This is a genomic window from Fervidobacterium pennivorans DSM 9078, assembly GCF_000235405.2.
Lineage (GTDB): Bacteria > Thermotogota > Thermotogae > Thermotogales > Fervidobacteriaceae > Fervidobacterium > Fervidobacterium pennivorans.
In genome coordinates this window covers 1970494-1988499 of the sequence record NC_017095.1, presented here as the reverse complement: position 1 = coordinate 1988499, position 18006 = coordinate 1970494, and the positions used below count along the sequence as shown (strand labels likewise).

Annotated in this window: 15 protein-coding genes; 1 reads left to right on the top strand and 14 read right to left on the bottom strand. The window is 39.0% G+C overall.

Going from position 1 to position 18006, the window contains the following annotated elements:
- Positions 1-4: 4 nt before the first annotated feature.
- The 14 genes from FERPE_RS09350 to gatA form a co-directional block, all read right to left on the bottom strand.
- Positions 5-1021, bottom strand: coding sequence for an AI-2E family transporter (locus FERPE_RS09350; protein WP_014452380.1), 1017 nt, complete (start codon positions 1019-1021; stop codon positions 5-7).
- Positions 1005-2036, bottom strand: coding sequence for an asparaginase (locus FERPE_RS09345; RefSeq protein ID WP_014452379.1), 1032 nt, complete (start codon positions 2034-2036; stop codon positions 1005-1007). Before FERPE_RS09345 ends, FERPE_RS09350 begins: the two co-directional genes overlap by 17 nt.
- 36 nt (positions 2037-2072) lie before the next feature.
- The gene (locus FERPE_RS09340) at positions 2073-2723 is read right to left on the bottom strand and encodes a rhomboid family intramembrane serine protease (protein WP_014452378.1); all 651 of its coding nucleotides are present in this window, start codon (positions 2721-2723) and stop codon (positions 2073-2075) included.
- Between the two features lie 34 nt (positions 2724-2757).
- Positions 2758-3330 (bottom strand): YdcF family protein, encoded by a 573-nt coding sequence (locus tag FERPE_RS09335; protein WP_245530411.1) that lies wholly within the window; start codon positions 3328-3330, stop codon positions 2758-2760.
- A 208-nt stretch (positions 3331-3538) separates the two neighbouring features.
- On the bottom strand, positions 3539-3973 hold the full coding sequence (gene fliJ / locus FERPE_RS09330) for a flagellar export protein FliJ (protein ID WP_014452376.1): 435 nt from the start codon (positions 3971-3973) through the stop codon (positions 3539-3541).
- 26 nt (positions 3974-3999) lie between these two features.
- Positions 4000-5226: a PAS domain-containing protein gene (locus FERPE_RS09325; protein ID WP_014452375.1), complete on the bottom strand. Its 1227-nt coding sequence runs from the start codon at positions 5224-5226 to the stop codon at positions 4000-4002.
- The gene (smc, locus tag FERPE_RS09320; protein WP_014452374.1) at positions 5223-8717 is read right to left on the bottom strand and encodes a chromosome segregation protein SMC; all 3495 of its coding nucleotides are present in this window, start codon (positions 8715-8717) and stop codon (positions 5223-5225) included. The genes FERPE_RS09325 and smc overlap by 4 nt, the downstream gene beginning before the upstream one ends.
- Before the next feature lie 58 nt (positions 8718-8775).
- Entirely contained in the window at positions 8776-10119 is a 1344-nt protein-coding gene (gene murC / locus FERPE_RS09315; protein WP_014452373.1) for a UDP-N-acetylmuramate--L-alanine ligase, read from the bottom strand.
- A gap of 44 nt (positions 10120-10163) precedes the next feature.
- Positions 10164-11219: a UDP-N-acetylglucosamine--N-acetylmuramyl-(pentapeptide) pyrophosphoryl-undecaprenol N-acetylglucosamine transferase gene (locus tag FERPE_RS09310; protein ID WP_014452372.1), complete on the bottom strand. Its 1056-nt coding sequence runs from the start codon at positions 11217-11219 to the stop codon at positions 10164-10166.
- A 3-nt stretch (positions 11220-11222) separates the two neighbouring features.
- Complete coding sequence (locus FERPE_RS09305; RefSeq protein ID WP_014452371.1) at positions 11223-12338, bottom strand: FtsW/RodA/SpoVE family cell cycle protein; 1116 nt, start codon at positions 12336-12338, stop codon at positions 11223-11225.
- Entirely contained in the window at positions 12335-13453 is a 1119-nt protein-coding gene (hemW, locus tag FERPE_RS09300; protein WP_014452370.1) for a radical SAM family heme chaperone HemW, read from the bottom strand. The genes FERPE_RS09305 and hemW overlap by 4 nt, the downstream gene beginning before the upstream one ends.
- A 25-nt stretch (positions 13454-13478) precedes the next feature.
- Positions 13479-14375 (bottom strand): hypothetical protein, encoded by an 897-nt coding sequence (locus FERPE_RS09295; protein ID WP_014452369.1) that lies wholly within the window; start codon positions 14373-14375, stop codon positions 13479-13481.
- Positions 14376-14412: 37 nt separating this feature from the next.
- On the bottom strand, positions 14413-15852 hold the full coding sequence (gatB, locus tag FERPE_RS09290; RefSeq protein WP_014452368.1) for an Asp-tRNA(Asn)/Glu-tRNA(Gln) amidotransferase subunit GatB: 1440 nt from the start codon (positions 15850-15852) through the stop codon (positions 14413-14415).
- 25 nt (positions 15853-15877) lie between these two features.
- Positions 15878-17272 (bottom strand): Asp-tRNA(Asn)/Glu-tRNA(Gln) amidotransferase subunit GatA, encoded by a 1395-nt coding sequence (gatA, locus tag FERPE_RS09285; RefSeq protein ID WP_014452367.1) that lies wholly within the window; start codon positions 17270-17272, stop codon positions 15878-15880.
- Positions 17273-17402: 130 nt separating this feature from the next.
- Here gatA and FERPE_RS09280 point away from each other — a divergent pair, with 130 nt between their 5' ends.
- Positions 17403-17984, top strand: coding sequence for a flavin reductase family protein (locus FERPE_RS09280; protein WP_014452366.1), 582 nt, complete (start codon positions 17403-17405; stop codon positions 17982-17984).
- The last annotated feature ends 22 nt before the right edge of the window (positions 17985-18006 follow it).

The window sequence follows — 18006 nt, the reverse complement described above, 5'->3', positions numbered from 1 at the left end:
GATATCAAATTCTTGTTTCATCCAACTCGCTTTTGATAAATTCGTTCCACAATGTCACAAAAAATATGGCAACAGGCACAGCGAAGAATGTTCCAACTAATCCGTAGACCAACCCTACTAAGAAGATGAATATCAACATCAAAACCGGGTTGATATCAGCTTTGTGTTTCATGATAAAGATGAAGAACAAAAACGCACCTAAATGAACTATAGCAACGATTGAATTCACTATCAAAAAGTTCTTGAAACCCAATCCCAGTGTAACTATCAGAATAGGTATCCACTCAATAACAACCCCGACTATTGGTATAAAATTAGTTATGAATCCCCAAAAGGAAAGTAGGATTGTATACTCTGGAAGGAAAATCGTGAAAAGGAAATAGAAACTCACGCCTACGATAAGTGCTCCAAGAAGAATCACATCAACATAACTTTGCAAAGAATTTCCCAATTTTGTAAGGAAATCCTCTATCAGAGGTCTAACTCGCTTGGGGAAAAGTCCTGGTAGTGATTTTGTTGTCCATTTAGTGTATATCGTTACGTAGACTGTGAAGAGTATGCTATAAAAAATAATAACGCCAATACCGGGAAGTTTCTTAGCAAAATCCAAAAGGAAATTGTTGAACAGCTCTGAAATCCTTGGGCTTGCCCAGTCAGCTAAGTTACCTATAACTTTGGACAGTTCTGGATTGTCAACCAAGTAATTTTCCCAATATTTTGAATCTAGAATCTTCTTCATGAACTCATAGAAAGAGCCTATTTGGTTAACAACTAAGGGTATGATGTTGACAAATGCGTAGACTAACACTCCAAAATATATAATCAGTGATAAAGTCACAGAGATAGGATGCGGGATTTTTATCTTCAGCAAATTTTTGTAGATGAAATTTACCACTAATATGGATATCAGCGAAAAAACGAAGACGTATAACAATGTTTTTGAAATTGCAAATGCTATGAAAAATATCGCAGCATACAAAAGCACTATGAGAAGTGCTTGTTGTCTAATGCTCAACTTCACTTACCACCCCTCCTATGTGCTTTTCAAAGTATTTCCTTATTTCCTCTATATCGTTCGTAATTCCAAGGACAACCATCAGTTTAATTCTTGCCTTCTGAGCAAGTGGGTGTTCACTGAGTATAGCACCTCGTCTTCTCAAATCAGCGCCACCACCTGTGTATCCGTATATTGGATACACCCTTCCTTTGAAACATCGCGATGTAATTACCACAGGAATTCCCTTTTTTACAATCTCTTCAACCACATCAGCAAGTTCTGGTGGAACGTTACCGCGTCCAAAACCCTCCAATACAATCCCTTTGTAACCCATTTCATATACAGTACGCAAAATTGTGCCATCATCACCTGTAAAAGTCTTAACAACAGCTACCCTTTCCTCTACTCTATCGGTCGGTATCTTCTCTCTTGTCAGTGATTTTCTAAAGTATATCACATTGTTCTCATCCACCAAGCCAAGTGGACCGTAACCTGGAGAATCAAACGTTGCCACATTACTCGTATATGTCTTTGTCACTTCCCTCGCCGCATGTATTTCGTCATTCAAACACACAACAACCCCCATTCCGTAGCTATCATCACAAGAAGCAACAAGTACAGATGAAAGTACATTTCGTGGACCGTCCGTGCTAAGCTCACTGATGTTCCTCATTGACGCTGTCAAGACAACGGGCTTTTCCGTCTTCAACACGAGGTCAAGAAAGTAAGCTGTCTCTTCCAATGTGTCAGTTCCGTGCGTCACGACAGCTCCGTCGTATCCTTTTTCTTCTAAAAATTCATCTATCTTTCTTGCAAGTTCAAACATCAACTTTGGAGTCATGTAAGGACTTGGAATATTAGAGAATTCGTAAAGCTCCACATCGGTGATATCGTAAAGTTCGGGTATGTCTGTAACAAGTGCATTCCCCTTGTCATACGGAACAACAGTCCTACCTTTTTTCACCATTGCTATTGTTCCACCTGTGCTTATAATAATTATCTTCTTTTTTCTTTTGGTCATCCAATTACCAGAAATCATAAATCCCTCTCCCCTTTCAAAGTTTACCGATGGCAATCAATACCAGTACCTTTTCTTCCTGATTCTCATTCCAACAAGAACGCCGTAGATAAAACCTCCAGCGTGTGCCCAGTAGGCAACACCTGTTCCTGTGACATCAGCTAACATACCGTTCAATACTTGCAGTAAGAACCAGACAAATAAGTAAATCACCGCGGGAATTTCCACGATAAATGGAAGGATGAAAAAGACAAGAGAAACTATGCGTGAATAGTAGAACAAAATGAAATAAGCACCCATAACTGCGGATATTGCACCAGAAGCACCCACCAATGGATAAGGGGAGAACGGGTTAAATATTACATGGAAAAACAAAGCAAAAATTCCACCCGTTATGTAAAACAGAAAGAATTTAAAATGCCCCATGGCATCTTCGACGTTGTCGCCAAATATCTTCAAAAACCACATATTACCGATTATATGCGACCACCCACCATGGACAAACATATGTGTGAAAATCTGTAAGACAGGGAATGCATAGAACATACGCTCTGGAACAAATCCGAACGTGTAGAAAAATTCCTGGAGAAGTTCTGGATCCCAAAATAATGTTAATTCATAGAGAAAAACAAGGATATTGGTTATCACAATCATATAATTCACAACAGGTTTTCTCAAACTTGGTATTGTATCGTAAAGTGGAAACATTTGTCTCTCACCTCTCTAATAAAAAGAAATTAAATTAGCTCTTAAAAATCGCATACTGAAGAATCCCAACCAACTCATACACTATATTGCAAAAAGTATAAAAGGCTCTGTATGTGGGTATGTAATCAAGAAAGGCATTTCGAAAATCAAGAGGCACGTCGCTTTGGATATGGTAAACTTCCTTGAAAAATTTCCTGAACGACAGCAAACTTCTCTTCATATGTGTTACACTCGTCACAAGAGTAATAGGTCTGTCTCCAATTATACTATGAGTATACTGTGCGTTTTGGAAGGTGTTCCTTGCTTTATCTTCAACAATAACATCTTCCTCAGGTACACCAAATGAGATTAACACATCTTTCATAACAAAAGCTTCCGGAATACCTTTTGAAACCACTCCACCCGTAACAACAATCTTTCTTGGTTTTGACTTGTAAAGTAAATACCCCTTATACAACCTCCTAAGTGTGTGTTTCCCTACCTCAACACTTCCAGAGTATTCATCAATTCCTCCACCAAGAACAACGATGTAATCCCCTTTGTCTTTTGTATCTGGAATGTATAGAACCTTAGAAAACAAATTCACGAACCAGGTTGAGGAAGCCATGTAAAAGAACACAGATAGTGAAAGGAATAGAATAGGTAACCAAGCACCTCTCAGAGGTTTTAATGGCTTTTTCTTCTTAAGAAAAAAATAAAATGCTAAAATCGCAAAAAATGTAACGAAAAATCCTGGAAATACAATAAAAGCAGATATTATCTTCGTGAGTTCAAGCATATTTGAACGTTAAACGCCTCCTACTCAGCACGCTTTTTCAACGCCCTTCTAAACTTTTTATGTACTTTTGTAGAGCCACTTCATCTATTATTTTTCTTTCTTTTCTGTCAGCTTCCAGCAACTGCGCTCTGACATATCTTTCCTTGAGCTTTTCGAAACTTCTGCGCTCGGTTCGTTTTTCAAGATAAGCTCTTAAGGTTTCTTCCTCTATCTTACGAATGTTACTCAGTTTCAGCTTAAGCTTTTTCAAATGTTCATCGTACATTTGAACAAGGTAGATTAAAAAAGCAACCTGCGCACCGGTTTGAACACCACTGCGCAGTTGCTCTTCTGTGATTTTTTTCGAGTTGCTGACCTGTTCTATCTCTTCTTCTAACTTTCTTATTTCTGCCCTGATTCTGCTAAGCTCATTTTTTAAAGCTTCTTCTTCCTTTTGCCTTAGTGACAGTAACTTTTCAAGGCGGAATGACAAATTCTCTGCTCTCCTTTTACTCCCACTTATTTTTCCTTTGAAGACAAGAATGTTGAGAGCAATTCAACAAAAATCTGCAAAACTTTTTTACTGGCCTCCGAAAAACGACTACCTTCAAAATTATCAAGCGATATAATTATTACCTTTTTATCACCAACCTTAACACTACCAATCAAGGGAATAAAGTTCGGAGAGGTAACCCCTGTTTTTTCCCAGAGGTCCTTGTATTTACTTTCCCTGTTTAACTTATATGCATCCAACAACTCCACAACTTTGTTTTCGCCAATGTGCGGTCCATAACTGTCTTCGGAAGCCTTTATAACAAGATTCTTAACTTCATCATCGTAGTTGTAAACTGCGACACACTTGTATTCGTCATTTTCTAAAAGCCACACAGAAGCCTTTTGCGTTTCTGGGATAACTTTTACAAGTTCATCGAGCATGAGTGTTAGATATTCTTCGAGTGTTTGGGTTTTGTTCCAAAGCTCGATAATCTTGGTAACTGAATTGAGTTTTTCTATAACATCTTTGTAGACCTTTTGATTTTCCAAAACTTTTAACGCAGCAAGCACGTAAGAACCTAAGAATCCTGCCAGCGCTTTTGCCATGCTTGTATAGTGCTCAGGCACATGAACAACAAATTTGAAACGGTCGATAGGAACAACTTGATAAGTCTTCTTATCGTGGACGAATGTTTTAACTTCGTTAATCTCTTTTGCCTTCTCTATAATCTTTTCATCTTTTGTCCCTATTAAATATTCGTTGTTCATTAGAAGAACAACTGCAACGTGAGGATACTGTGCATGGAATTTTCTGGAAAAAGACGTTACAAACGTAACTATATCTCCATCAGCTTCACCCAAAGCTTCCATAATTTTTTCTTCAACAAAAGACAGTAGTTTATACAAGCTCTGTTCAAGAACCTTTTGTGTGATATCGAACATCACACCGGCAACACCGTAGTTCCCATCACCAAGTCTGATAGGCATTCTCTGGATGTTGTAATGTCTTCCGTTGTAAACTATCTCATGTGAGTGGTTTCTTCTAGTTCTTTTGACCTTCCTATCGATTTCCTCAATTTCTTCAATACCAAAAATTTCGCTCTCGAGCTTTCCTATAATCTTTTCTTCCGGCAACCCCAGAACGTTTTCAAGTTCTTTATTTATCCACAGGTAACGTCCTTTATTGTCTTTAATAAACGCAGGTGCTGGAAGTCTTTCAAAAAACTGTTGCAAAAAGTATAGATACCTCATGCTGTTACCTCCTCCATCTTCACTTGAATGATTTTTGAAATGCCATCAACCATAGTTACCCCGTGCACAATATCCCCAGCTTCCATAATCAGCTTGTTGTGCGTTATTACTATGAACTGCGACTGTTGTTGTTCCAAAAGTCTTCTGAACTTTTCTGAGTTGTAATCATCAAGTGGGGCATCAACCTCATCAAGAACGTAAAAAACCCCTTTGTTAGATTCAAGCATCGCCATTATAAGTGCAATTCCAACAAGCGCTTTCTCCCCACCAGAGAGCAATTGGAGTTTCTGGACCTTTTTACCAGCTTTTGAAACCACGATTTCTATGCCTGATTCAAATATATTCCCGTCGTCAATTAATCTCATACTACCCGTTCCACCATAGAACAGGTTTTCTATGTATCCTTTGAAGGCTGCGTTAATTCTGTTGTATGTGTTTAAAAATTGCTCTCTTGCTTGGATATCGGTCTGTTCAATGAGTTCTTCCAACTTCCTTTTTGCTTCTTCCAGGTCCAATTTCTGTTTCACAAGCTCGTTATATTCATTTTCAACAGCCTTGTATTCATCAATAGCACTCAAATCAACGGCACCGAGCATCTTTATTTTATTCTCCAAATCCTTCATTAGCTGAGCGAGTTCATCCAATCTCTCAGATTCTATCTCTACGGGATTTCTGTATTCCTCGGGAACATTTGAAATCCTGAATCTAATTTCTTGTATTCTTAAATCCATTTCATGGATTCTTTCCCTTGTTGATTCTATCTCACTTTTTATTCGGCTTATCTCCTCTTCCAATGTCTGGAGTTGTTGTAGTTTTTCCTCTTTTCCGCTCTTTCTTTCTCTAATATTTGTGAAGATATCCTGTGCCGTTGCTTTTAAACTTTCCAGTTCCCTTTCGTTTTCTATTAGGAAGTTCTTCGTGTCATTTATTTCCTGCTCAAGTTGCGATATATTGTACTTAGCATCGGCCACCTCTTTAGCAATTTCTTCCAACCTGTTGTTTATTCTATCATTCTCGGCTGTGTATTGTAGTTTTCTTTCAGCAAGGTTTTTCAACTCCGCACGTAATGTTGCGATATTTTCATTTAGAATCTCCAATTTTTTCCTATGCTCTTCTAGTTCTTTTGAAAATTCGCTGACATCTGCTTGTAAAACCTTTCGTTTTTCTTCCAGCACTTTGCTTTCTTCTTCCAAATATTCTATTCGAGCAATATTACCTTCGTACTTTCCGTTGTATTCTGCCTCGAGTTTGATTAAGTCAGAAAGTTCGTTTGTAACATCCCTTAGTGCTTTCTGGAGTTCTTCGAGCACACGTTTGGATGAGAGAGACTTACTTGACACACTTGCAAGCTCTTCTCTTATTATTGCCATATTTTCTTGAAGTTGCTTTATCTCTTTACTGATTTCTTCAATCTCCTTTTCGACTTTGCTCTTCTCATTAACTAACTTTTCAAGTTCTTCTTGTAGTGTCTTTAGTCTAACCTTTCTTGCTATCAACGAGTTCGAATAATCTTCCTTCGCTTTTCCACCACTGATAGCCCCTCGACCTGAGATGAGTTCACCATCGAGTGTAACAATCCTTGACCTGATTTCATACTTTCTTTTTATCTCTATTGCACAGTCGATATCTTTGACAATTATGTCGTTACCAAATAAATAAAGTGGTAAATTCCTGTATTCTGCTGATACATTTACAAGATTCGCGGCATATCCAATGAATCCCGGCTCGTGTTCAATACCGCTGATAGGCGAAAATGAAGCGTCTATCAAATCCAAGGGTATGAAAGTGGCACGACCATACTCACCCGCTTTTAAGAAGTCGATTATTTGTTTTGCATCTTCTGCGGTTTTTACAACAACATGTTGCACCGCTCCGCCCAAAAGTGTTTCGTAAGCTGTAGAGAGCGATTTATCAAAGTCAATAAGATTGGCAACAACGTCTATGAGTCCTTTAAATATGTCTTTGTTTTCGAATATCTTCCTTATTGAATAACCAAATCCTTGATACTCTGAGATTTGCTTATTCAAAACATCGATTTCTGCTAGTATTTCTTTCTGCCTTCGCACAATCGTATCCAGCTGATGAGTTTTCAATTCTTTACTTTGATTGTACTCTTCCAGTGAACTTTTGACAACCTCTAATTCCTTCACAAGTTCGTTCTCTTTCTCTACGATTTCAAGCAAATGTTTCTCAAGGTCGTTTATTTCTTCCTCCAGCTCTTGCTTCCTTGTTTCCTTGGACGTTCTTTGACTCTGAATCATTTCAAGTCGGTGCTTGATATCTTGGTTTGTTTCCGTCAAACGAACTATCTCATTGTGGATTTTTGCAAGGCTTTTTTCTATCTCCTCGTATTCTTGTTTCTTTTTCAGTATCTCCTTCTCTTGCTCAGAATACTGCGTGTATATTTCGCTCTTTTCTTTTTCAAGTTTTGAGAGCTCGGATTCTTTCTCATTAATCTCTTCCGTTATTTTTGAGACGATGAGTTTTATTTCCTCGTATCTATTTTTCAGTGAATTTGCCTCATCCGTCAACATGTCAAGACGTGTTGTTATTTCAATATACTTACTTTCAAGCTCATTGAGTTTCTTTGTAAATTTCTCTCTAATCTCCCTGAGCTGGTCTTCTCGTATCTTGAACTCTTCCAAAGTCTTTGTGTAACTTTCCATTTCCACGTCTATCTGGTTGAATTCCTCACGGAGAGTAGACCAATTCATTTCAAGTTGCGCAAGCTGCTTTAGTTTCTCTTTCAAAGAGATGTTCAACTCATTGAAATAACTTTCCATGTCGGCAAGTCTTTGGGTTTCTAAACGATAGACTCCTCCATAATATTCTTTCTTCACATTTTCTAATTCCTGAGAATACTCAAGATATCTTTCTGCTCTTTTTGCTTTCAAGTAGAGTGATTTTCTATTTTTGTCAACCTCAAAAAGCACATCTGTTATCCTACTGAGGTTGATTTGCGTTGCATCGAGTTTTGCTAATGCTTCTTTCTTCTTTTCTCGATAGATACCAATTCCAGCAATCTCTTCTATTATTGCACGCAAACTTTCGGGTGTGGCGGATACTATCTTATCGATTTGACCTTGACCAATAATAGAATACGGGTTTTTTCCAAACCCGTGTGTCATCAGTAGCTCTCTCAAATCTTTAAGCCTTACTTCATCTCCGTTGAGCAGATACCTACTTGTCCCGTCACGTGATAATTCCCTAGCAATAGAAACTTTATTCCCGTTATCTTCAAAAACAAGTTCCACGTAAGCATATTGTGCGGGTGGTCTTTTCTCATTTCCCCAAAATACCACATCTTCGCGCTCTTGCGCACGGATTTCTTTCATAGATTGTTCACCGAGCACCCAACGTATCGCATCGACCACGTTTGATTTTCCAGAGCCGTTGGGACCTACAACAACTGTTACTCTATCTGATACCTCCAATCGAACTGGGTCAGCGAACGACTTGAAACCTTTTATGAAAATCTCCTTTAATACCACCGACCACCCTCCCCATTCTTAGGGACTGCCATATCTTTTAATGTGGACATTCTTGGTATCACTGAACACTTAAAACTTTTATTATCTCTTGCGATACATTATATATATCCCCTGCTCCTACAAACATATAGACTGCTCCATCTTCGAATTTCAGGTTTTTCAATTCATCTAATTGTTCTACAAAAATTGCCTTGGGGATACTCTCTACAATTTTTCTTGCACTCGCCCCGTTCTTGCTTTCAAATGCACCGTAAACTTCCGTGACATATATTTCATCAGCTAACTGTAAAACCTTACTGAACCGCTCAGCTTCCCTCTTCAGTCTTGTATAACGGTGTGGTTGGAATATGACAACGACCTTTCTGTCTGGATAAACCTCTTTGGCTGTTTTTAAGAGTACTTCAACTTCTTCCGCTGTGTGCGCATAATCATCCACGATCGTAAGCTTTCTGCTCGGGTTGTCGTAACTTACGTTGAACCTTCTGCCAGGCAGTGTAAAATCATGGAAAGAGTTCAGCACATCATCTATATTGTACCCCACACTTGAGAGTAAAGTGACAACAGCAAGTGCATTTAAAGCGTTGTGATATCCAGGCACGGGTAAAAACAGTTTTTTCTCCCCCCATGGGGTAATTATTGTAACAATTTGCCTGAAGCCTTCTTGTTTACGTTCAACCATTTTGAAATCACCAGAATATAACCCAAATGTTGCATGTCCTTTGTACTTACCTTCGTCCGCAAATGTGACCACGAACTTCGAATTTTTGATAAGCGTTTCGAAACAGCTGTAATAATGTTCCAAGTCACGATAATTCTCTAAGTGGTCCTCACGTATGTTGGTTATTATTAAATAATCAGGACAAAACTGCTCAAATCCTGGTTGGCTTTCGTCAAGTTCGTAAACCACAACTTTTGTTTCTTCCGATCCTTTTCTGTAGTTTCCGTGCTCCAATTTGTTGTGCAACGCACCTAAGAAAACATACGGGTCAGCACCGAGGTTTATCAAACTGTTTGCGAGCATCGAAGTAGTTGTAGATTTGCCATCCGTTCCAGTTACAGCGAAACCTTTGAACGGTTCCAAAATCCTTCTAAAATGGTCTATGCGCATTGTTATCTTGATGTTGTTCTTAATTGCCGCAACGTATTCCGGATTGTCCTTGGGAATAGCGGGAGTCATAACGACTTCATCCACGCCTTCTACATTCGTTTCTTCATGTTTGTCGTAAACTTTTATTCCAAGACTTCTCAAATACTGCGTTCTCTCAGAACTGTAGGGGTCACTACCCGAGACTTCTTTCCCAGTGAAATGTTCGTGCATCGCTTGTGCACTCATTCCAATGCCGCCAACACCTATGAAGTGTATCTTTTCTTTCTTTTCTCTCTTGCCGTTTTCAAATCCCATCTTCCATGCCTCCATGCTGTAGATTATGTTCGTTTTTCACAGGACTAAATGGCTAATATGTCTCGTTCTATCTCATCTACTATTCTCTTCGCAGGATTTTCGCGCTCTTGAAAATTCCTACCTTTTGCCAGTAATTGTTTTATCGTTTCAGCCAACTTGTCGGGTTCATACTCACTTTCCTTAATCATTACTCCAAGTCCCTTTCTTTCAATGATTTTTGCGTTTACAACCTGGTGAGATTCAGTAGCACCTTCCCAAGGTACAACAACAGCAGGAACGTTAAAGTAAATCAGCTCAGAAATAGTTGTTGCACCAGCCCGTGTTATCGCCAAGTCAACACTCCGCCAGTATGCGTACATGTTTTCTATATAATCCACGACTTGAACGTTACCAGGAACATCTCCTTCTACTTTCTTGCCACCGGTAGACAGAATAAAATGCACACCTGGCAGTAACTTTGCAATATCTAACGTAATTTTGTTTAGAAACTCGCTACCGCCACTACCACCTATAACTATCACCGTGGGGTAAACTAGCTCTACCTTCCCTTCCCTTGCCCAGATAGGATTACCAGTAACCATTATCTTTTCTCGCACCTCTTGGGGAAATTTTTCCACACATTCTTCAAATGAGACAAAGACCTTTTTAGCAAATTTCGAAATAGTTACGTTCGCCTTCCCTGGTATAGTATTTTGTTCTTGGACGTATACAGGAACACCGAGCTTTTTACCTGCTAAAGCAACTGGATAACTTACATAACCACCAGATACGTAGACAAAATCAGGAGAAAATCTTTCAAGTTCTCTTCTTATGATTATCGAATTTAAAACCAACTTCGAAAACCTTAGCACATTTTCTGGATGAAATATCGGTCTACGCAAGCCCTTTACCCTTACACTGAACCTTTTGAACTCCGGATGAAACTTTGGAAGTACCCGTTCTTCTATTTTACCTTCAACACAGAAATATAATACTTCAATCTCTCTTCTTTTCTGGAACTCCTCCAACACCGCTAGATTTGGGTAAAAATGCCCGCCAGTAACCCCGCCGGCAACAGCTATCTTTAACGGTCTATCTGTTGCTATTTTTTTCTCCAACATATTTTACATGCTCTCTCCTTCTTTTGAAATTTTTATATTCTCCCGTTTTTCGTTCTCTTCTTTTCCAAATAATCCTGAGAGTATTATCCCAAAGCCTATCAAAAGTGCCATCATGGAGCTTCCGCCTGTGCTTATAAAAGGTAGCGGGATACCAGTCACCGGGAAAAGCCCGGCGAAAACTCCAAGATTTATTGTCACATGGAAAAGTATAACTGTTGCATACGACCAAGTAAAGACACGAAGTGCTGTGTCTTCTATGTAACTTCCCAATCTCATGAGTGAATAACTCAAAAACATGTACATCACACAAACAAGGATTATACCAAAAAAGCCAAAATCTTCTCCAATGACTGCCAAGACAAAATCACTCTCCGCTTCAGGAACATAAACCTTCAACCAACTGTTACCTATTCCCACACCTGTTGGTCCTGAGTTTTTCAAAGTCTTCAGCGCTATCTCTACCTGCGGTGCTAATTCCCCACTGAAGAAGTATCGCAACCTACCAAGCTGGTAAGAATGCAATAGACCTGTCGTTGAAGCAATTACAACTGCAATAACAATTACTACAACAGCTACAAGAAAATACCTTAGCTTCGTACCACCGTAATACAAAGTAACTGCGGCTATCAAAAACGTAAACATGGCTGTGCTTAAATTCGGTTCGAGGACAATCAAACCGACGTAAACCAATGCATATAAGAGCGGTAATAACATTCCTGTCCAAACTTCAGACATCTTTGCTTTGTGTTTTTTCGCATAAATCGATAGATAAAGTATTAGTATGATTTTAGCAAACTCGGAAGGTTGTAATGTGAACCCTCCGATGTGTATCCATCTGTGTGCACCATTTATCGGAGGGAATAGAAATACTACCCCTAGCAAAACAATACCAATCGCATAGAGCCATTTATCGTACCTTTCATAAAAACTGAAAGGTATATTCTTTACAATCAGCATGAGAAACAGACTAACAGCCATTGTGACTACATGTTTTACAAAAAAATTGCTCGAGGTATTGAAAACCTGTTCTTTCGCAAGGTCCAAGCTATACATTGCCAAAGCTCCAATAACAAAAAGCACCAGATAAGTGACCAGAGTAGCTTTGAGTTCTGCTCTCACTTGAAATACTCCTCCCAAACACTAAGAAGTGTTACGAAAAATAGGTTACTAAAGTCCATACCTTGCTCTGTAAGTTTTTCACCATCAAAAAATTCAAACCTTCTTTTAAGGATATCAAGTACATCCTTTGGATCTACACCTGTTTTTCGTTTGACATACTCAAGGTCAGAACCCCATTTTGTTCTTAACGACATAAAGAGTGTTTCTAATGCTTCTCTTTCGGGTGTATTGAACACTTCGTAAGACCTGGGTAATCTACCTTCGGAGATTGCCAAAAAATAGTCACTCAATTTCTCGAAGTTATTATACCTCAGAAAACCTATATGACCACCTGCGGCAACACCCAAACCTATGTAGTCTGTATTAAACCAATACTTTAAATTGTGTAAACAATATTTACCGTTGATGGTAAAATTAGAAATCTCATACCTCTCATATCCAAGTGCTCTTAGTGCATTTAAAAACTCATCATACCTTTGAAACGTCTGTTCGTCTGGCTTTTTTAGTACACCGGCACCGTTTTCTGAATGAATCTCCAACATATAAACGGAAACATGGTCAGGCACAAAATCGCTCACAAACCTAACGTTCTCTTGAATAGTTTTCCATGTTTCTCCAGGTAATCCTACAATAAAATCTACATTCACGTTATCAAAATACCTTCGGGCAATGTCGTACTTTCTCAAAAATGTTTCAAAATCATATAATCTACCAGACCTCTTAAGCACGTTGTCATCTGTACTTTGCAGTCCCATGCTCAGTCTATTTACTCCAAGCGCTTTGTATTCAACAGCTAAGTTTAAATCGAAAGAGTCGGGGTTAACTTCTATCGTAAACTCTTGAAAACTATTTTTTGCATAAATAGAAATGGACTTAACCATCCTGGCAAGGTTCTGCAAAGGAAATATGCTTGGAGTTCCGCCACCTATGTACAATGTTGTAACACCTTCACTGAGATACTCTTTATACATCTCTACCTCTTTCAGCAAGTATTCCGTATACTCATCGTAACTTCTATCTACAAAACTCACAAAATCACAGTATACACAACGACTTTTGCAGAATGGAATATGTATGTATACCCCTAATCCTTCCTGAAGACTCTTGAAAAGCATTGATTTACTCAACCTCTCCATTGAATTATTCAGAAAATCTAAGCTTAAAATAAGCCACGTTGTTTTGGATTATCAAATCCCCTGAGAACGGTGAAAGGAACCTAAACCAAACACCGTATTTTAGGTTCTGAGAAGATGGAACGTAAGTTCCAAAGGTTGAGAAGAAAAATCTGAAATCCTGGAAGTCTATAAATATTCTCCCTCCAAGAAGCCCTACTAATCTTCCTTCATCGAGGTCCCATCCAAGATTCACGATTGCTCCTTGCTCAAGTGATTTGTCCGCAAATACAAAAATGCCAAGTGAATAGATGTTGCCTATCTGCACAAAGCTGAGAGGTAATGTATCGATTAGGGCGTATCCCCTCTTCATGTTTACCTCGACCTTGGGCTGCTCGTTCCCTAGTTTTGAGAGCGAAAAACCTTCGTAGTTCAACGCGAAAGGTCCTATAACCAAATCACCTAATGGCAAGCTTGGTAAAGCCAGCCATGTCTTGGAATACTCGGTTTGCAAGACCTGGTTTGTGGAAATATAGTAAGTCTTTTCAAAACCTGTAACAGGTATAGAATAACTCTCATATCCTATCGTAAGAGCAACTCCTTGCACTTGCCCAACAAACGCTAGTAAATTAAAGTAACTTTTGTCAACAGGACGCTTCAAGTTTATAAATCCCAGCTTATAAGCTTCACTTCTGACATTCTCATCGTGCAACCTTAATCCTACCGCCCACTTGGAATTTTCATTTACTAAGGATGCATTCCACACATTGAGCGAAATAGCATTATACATGCCCTGTATTTCAAGATTCACACTCTTCAGGACGTTTACAGTATCCTCAGCTACGTCACCAAAACCTATTGTTGATGAAAATAAAAAGAATACCAGAGTTAGTAACACAAGCCTTAAGCTTTTGCATGTATCCATCTTGTCCCCCCCTCAAAACCTTTCAAGAAAATAGACTTTAGTTTCTTAGCAATTTGTTCAATATTTCGTTCACCGTCTTTGGATTTGCCTTGCCTTTGAGCTCTTTCATAACTTGTCCAACGAAGAAACCAAAGAGGCCTTCTTTTCCAGCTTTGAAAGTCTCAACCTCTTTTGGATGGCTCTCGATAACCTTCTTTGCAATCTGCTCTATCAACGCAGTGTCGTCTATCTGTTTTAAACCTTTCTCTTCAACTATTTGTTTTGGCATTTTACCTGTGAGTAACGATTCTTGGAAAACGTCCTTTGCCATATTCCGCGAAATGGTTCCATCCTTTATTAAGTTGATAACCTCTACAAACGTATCTGCACTAACAAATAGCTTCTCTTTTTCGTACTCGCCATACAATCTAAAAAGTTCTGTTAAGAACCAGTTTGCAACCTCTTTAGGTTCTCCTGATTTTTTCACAGCCTCTTCGTACAAGTCACCAATCTCTTTGTCTTCAACAAGTGCCCAAACTTCTTTTGTGTTCAAACCGTAAGTTTCTACAAATCTTTTGAGCCTTTGTTCTGGCAACTCCCCAATTGTTGCTTTGATTTTCTCAATAAACTCGTCATCAAGCACGACAGGTGGTATATCCGGTTCTGGAAAGTATCTGTAATCGTGTGCTTCTTCTTTACTTCTCATACTCACCGTAGTTTTAGTGCTTAAATTCCAGCCTCTTGTTTCCCTTTCCACGTCTAGCCCTTTTTCCAAATGCTCTACAATGCGTTCATACTCGTATTCAAGAGCCTTTTCAACGAACCTAAAAGAGTTCATGTTTTTGACCTCTACTTTGTTGCTCTGCTTTCCCGTTAGAGTGTCTACGACTGAAATATTTGCATCGCAACGCATAGCTCCCTTTTCCATATCTCCACTACTTACGCCTATGTATCTCAAAATGCTCCTTAGTTTCTCCATAAATATCCTTGCTTGCTCTGGAGATTCTATATCAGGTTCAGTAACAATTTCAGCCAACGGCACCCCACATCTGTTCATGTCAACGAGTGAGTAATCAGCTTCGGTGATGTTATCTCCAGCATGCATCAATTTTCCAGCATCCTCTTCTAAGTGTATTCTTCTTATTCGAACCTTTTTACCTTCAACTTCCAAAAATCCGTGTTCAGCAAGTGGATAAAAGAACTGAGTAATCTGATACCCTTTTGGCAAGTCCGGATAGAAGTAGTTCTTCCTATCAAATCTTGAGAACCTGTTTATCTTACAATTCAAAGCCAATCCTAACCTAACTCCTAACTCAAACATCTCCATTGACGGTACAGGCAAAGCGCCGGGCTGACCCGTGCATACAGGACATATCGAAGTGTTAGGTTCCAAATCGAATACGTCCGCACTACAGTTGCAAAATGCCTTCGTTTTTGTGCTCAATTGAACGTGTATTTCAAGTCCTATGACAGGCTTATATCTCTTCGCCTTTTCCATCCAACATTCAACCTCCTTAAAGCATCTAAGCTCCCTTTTCTCTTAAATGCCTTTCAATGTAATCGGCAAAACCTAAGACCTTGGCATCAGAAAATCTCGGACCCATTATTTGGATACCAACAGGTAGATGCTCCACTTTACCAAAAGGAATACTAATTGCTGGTAATCCAGCAAGATTTGCAGGGATTGTGAATATGTCCATCATATAATAAACAAGCGGGTCACTAACAGAACCTATTTTAAAAGCAACGATAGGAGATGTGGGTGTAACGATGAAGTCGTACTGCTCAAAGACACTGTTGAGCTTCGTCGATATTTTTCTTCTAACTTTTTGAGCCTTTTCGAAATACGCATCGTAGTAAGCAGCACTAAGTGTGAACGTTCCAATCAGTATCCTTCTTTTCACCTCGTCACCAAACCCTATCCCTCGCGTCTTTTCGTACATCTCTCTTAACCCTTCTGCTGAAACCCTTAAACCGTATTTCACCCCGTCGAACCTCGACAGGTTTGAACTTACCTCCGCAGGGGCTATTATGTAATAAGTTGCGACCGAATATTTGATTTCGTCCAAATCAACCATATCAACAAAATGTCCTAAGCTCTCCAGGAATTTAATGAATTCATCAATCTTTCCTTTTACGCCCTCTTCGACCCCATCATTGAAAGATTGTTTAGCAACGGCGATTTTCATTCTTGGCAATTCTTTCCCTATGAATTGCGTAAAATCGATTTTTCTGTCAACTGTTGTAGAATCATTTTCATCTTTTCCCGCAATTATGTTCATCAATATCGCGCTATCTTCAACCGTCTTTGTGATAGGTCCTATCTGGTCCAGTGAAGAAGCAAAAGCGACAAGTCCGTATCGTGAGACCAAACCGTAAGATGGCTTAAAACCTACAACACCACAAAAGGCGGCTGGTTGTCTAATCGAACCTCCTGTGTCACTTCCAAGCGCTGCAACTACTTCTCCAGATGCTACAGCCGCAGCCGAGCCTCCACTACTTCCGCCCGCAACTCTTTGCGTGTCATGCGGATTTCTTGTTGGTCCAAAGGCGGAGTACTCTGTACTCGCTCCCATTGCAAACTCATCGAGATTTGTCTTTCCAACAACAGAAAATCCATTTTCTTTGAGTTTCTTCACGACCGTAGCATCGTAGGTAGCAATGTATCCTTTCAATATCTTCGATGCACATGTGGTTTCAATTCCTTGAACATTTATGTTATCCTTTATCCCTATAGGGACTCCTCTTGGAGCTTGCTTGTTTACACTTATAAACGCATTCAAAATCTTGTCTTCTTTTTCAATGACTTCTAACGCTCTTTTCACAAGTATTCCTAAATCGTCACTTTTTGCAAATTCAATAGCTTCTCTGAGTGTCAGTTTTTTAAATTCCTCGGAATTCAAAACCCTCTCTTCCAATGTGAACACCTCCTTGCTCTTTCGAGGAAATTATATCACATATTCAACAAAATACACCGTTGTGTGTTAAAATTGATAACAAAGCAAATGAAAAGAAAACTTAGCCAAAACGACATTGGGAGGGAAGAGGATGAACCAATTAACATTTGAACTGAGAAGTGGTAAATATTATTATCATTACCCATTTCCTGTTGCTATAATAGGAGTCAAGGTTGACGAAAAGGTAAATTTCATGTCCGTAGCGTGGCATACACAACTTTCTTTTGACCCGCCGCTATATGGTATCTTAATCTCACCAAAAAGATACACAAACGAGCTTATAAAACAAACAGATGCATTTTCTGTCAATTTTCTGAAGTTCGAAGATTACAAAATAGCCGGCTTTGTCGGAAGAACATCAGGAAAGGACTTAGATAAAGTTAAAACATTCGAACTAAAATACTTTGATGGGAAAGTTCTTCCTGTGCCTGTTTTAGAAAACGCAATAGCTTGTTATGAATGCAAAATAGTAGACCAAAAAACATACGGAGACCATATATTATACGTCGGCGAAATTGTTGGAATACATTACGATAAAACATACTACGACAATGGACTTTCAAAATCGTTGCTGCTCTACCATGGTAACGATAGATACACATACGCTCTAAACAAAAGCATAAAGTTCGGCAAAGAAGAAGTTTACAACGAACTTAGCAACAAAAAAGTTTAAGTCAGGCTTTCAAAAGTTAAAA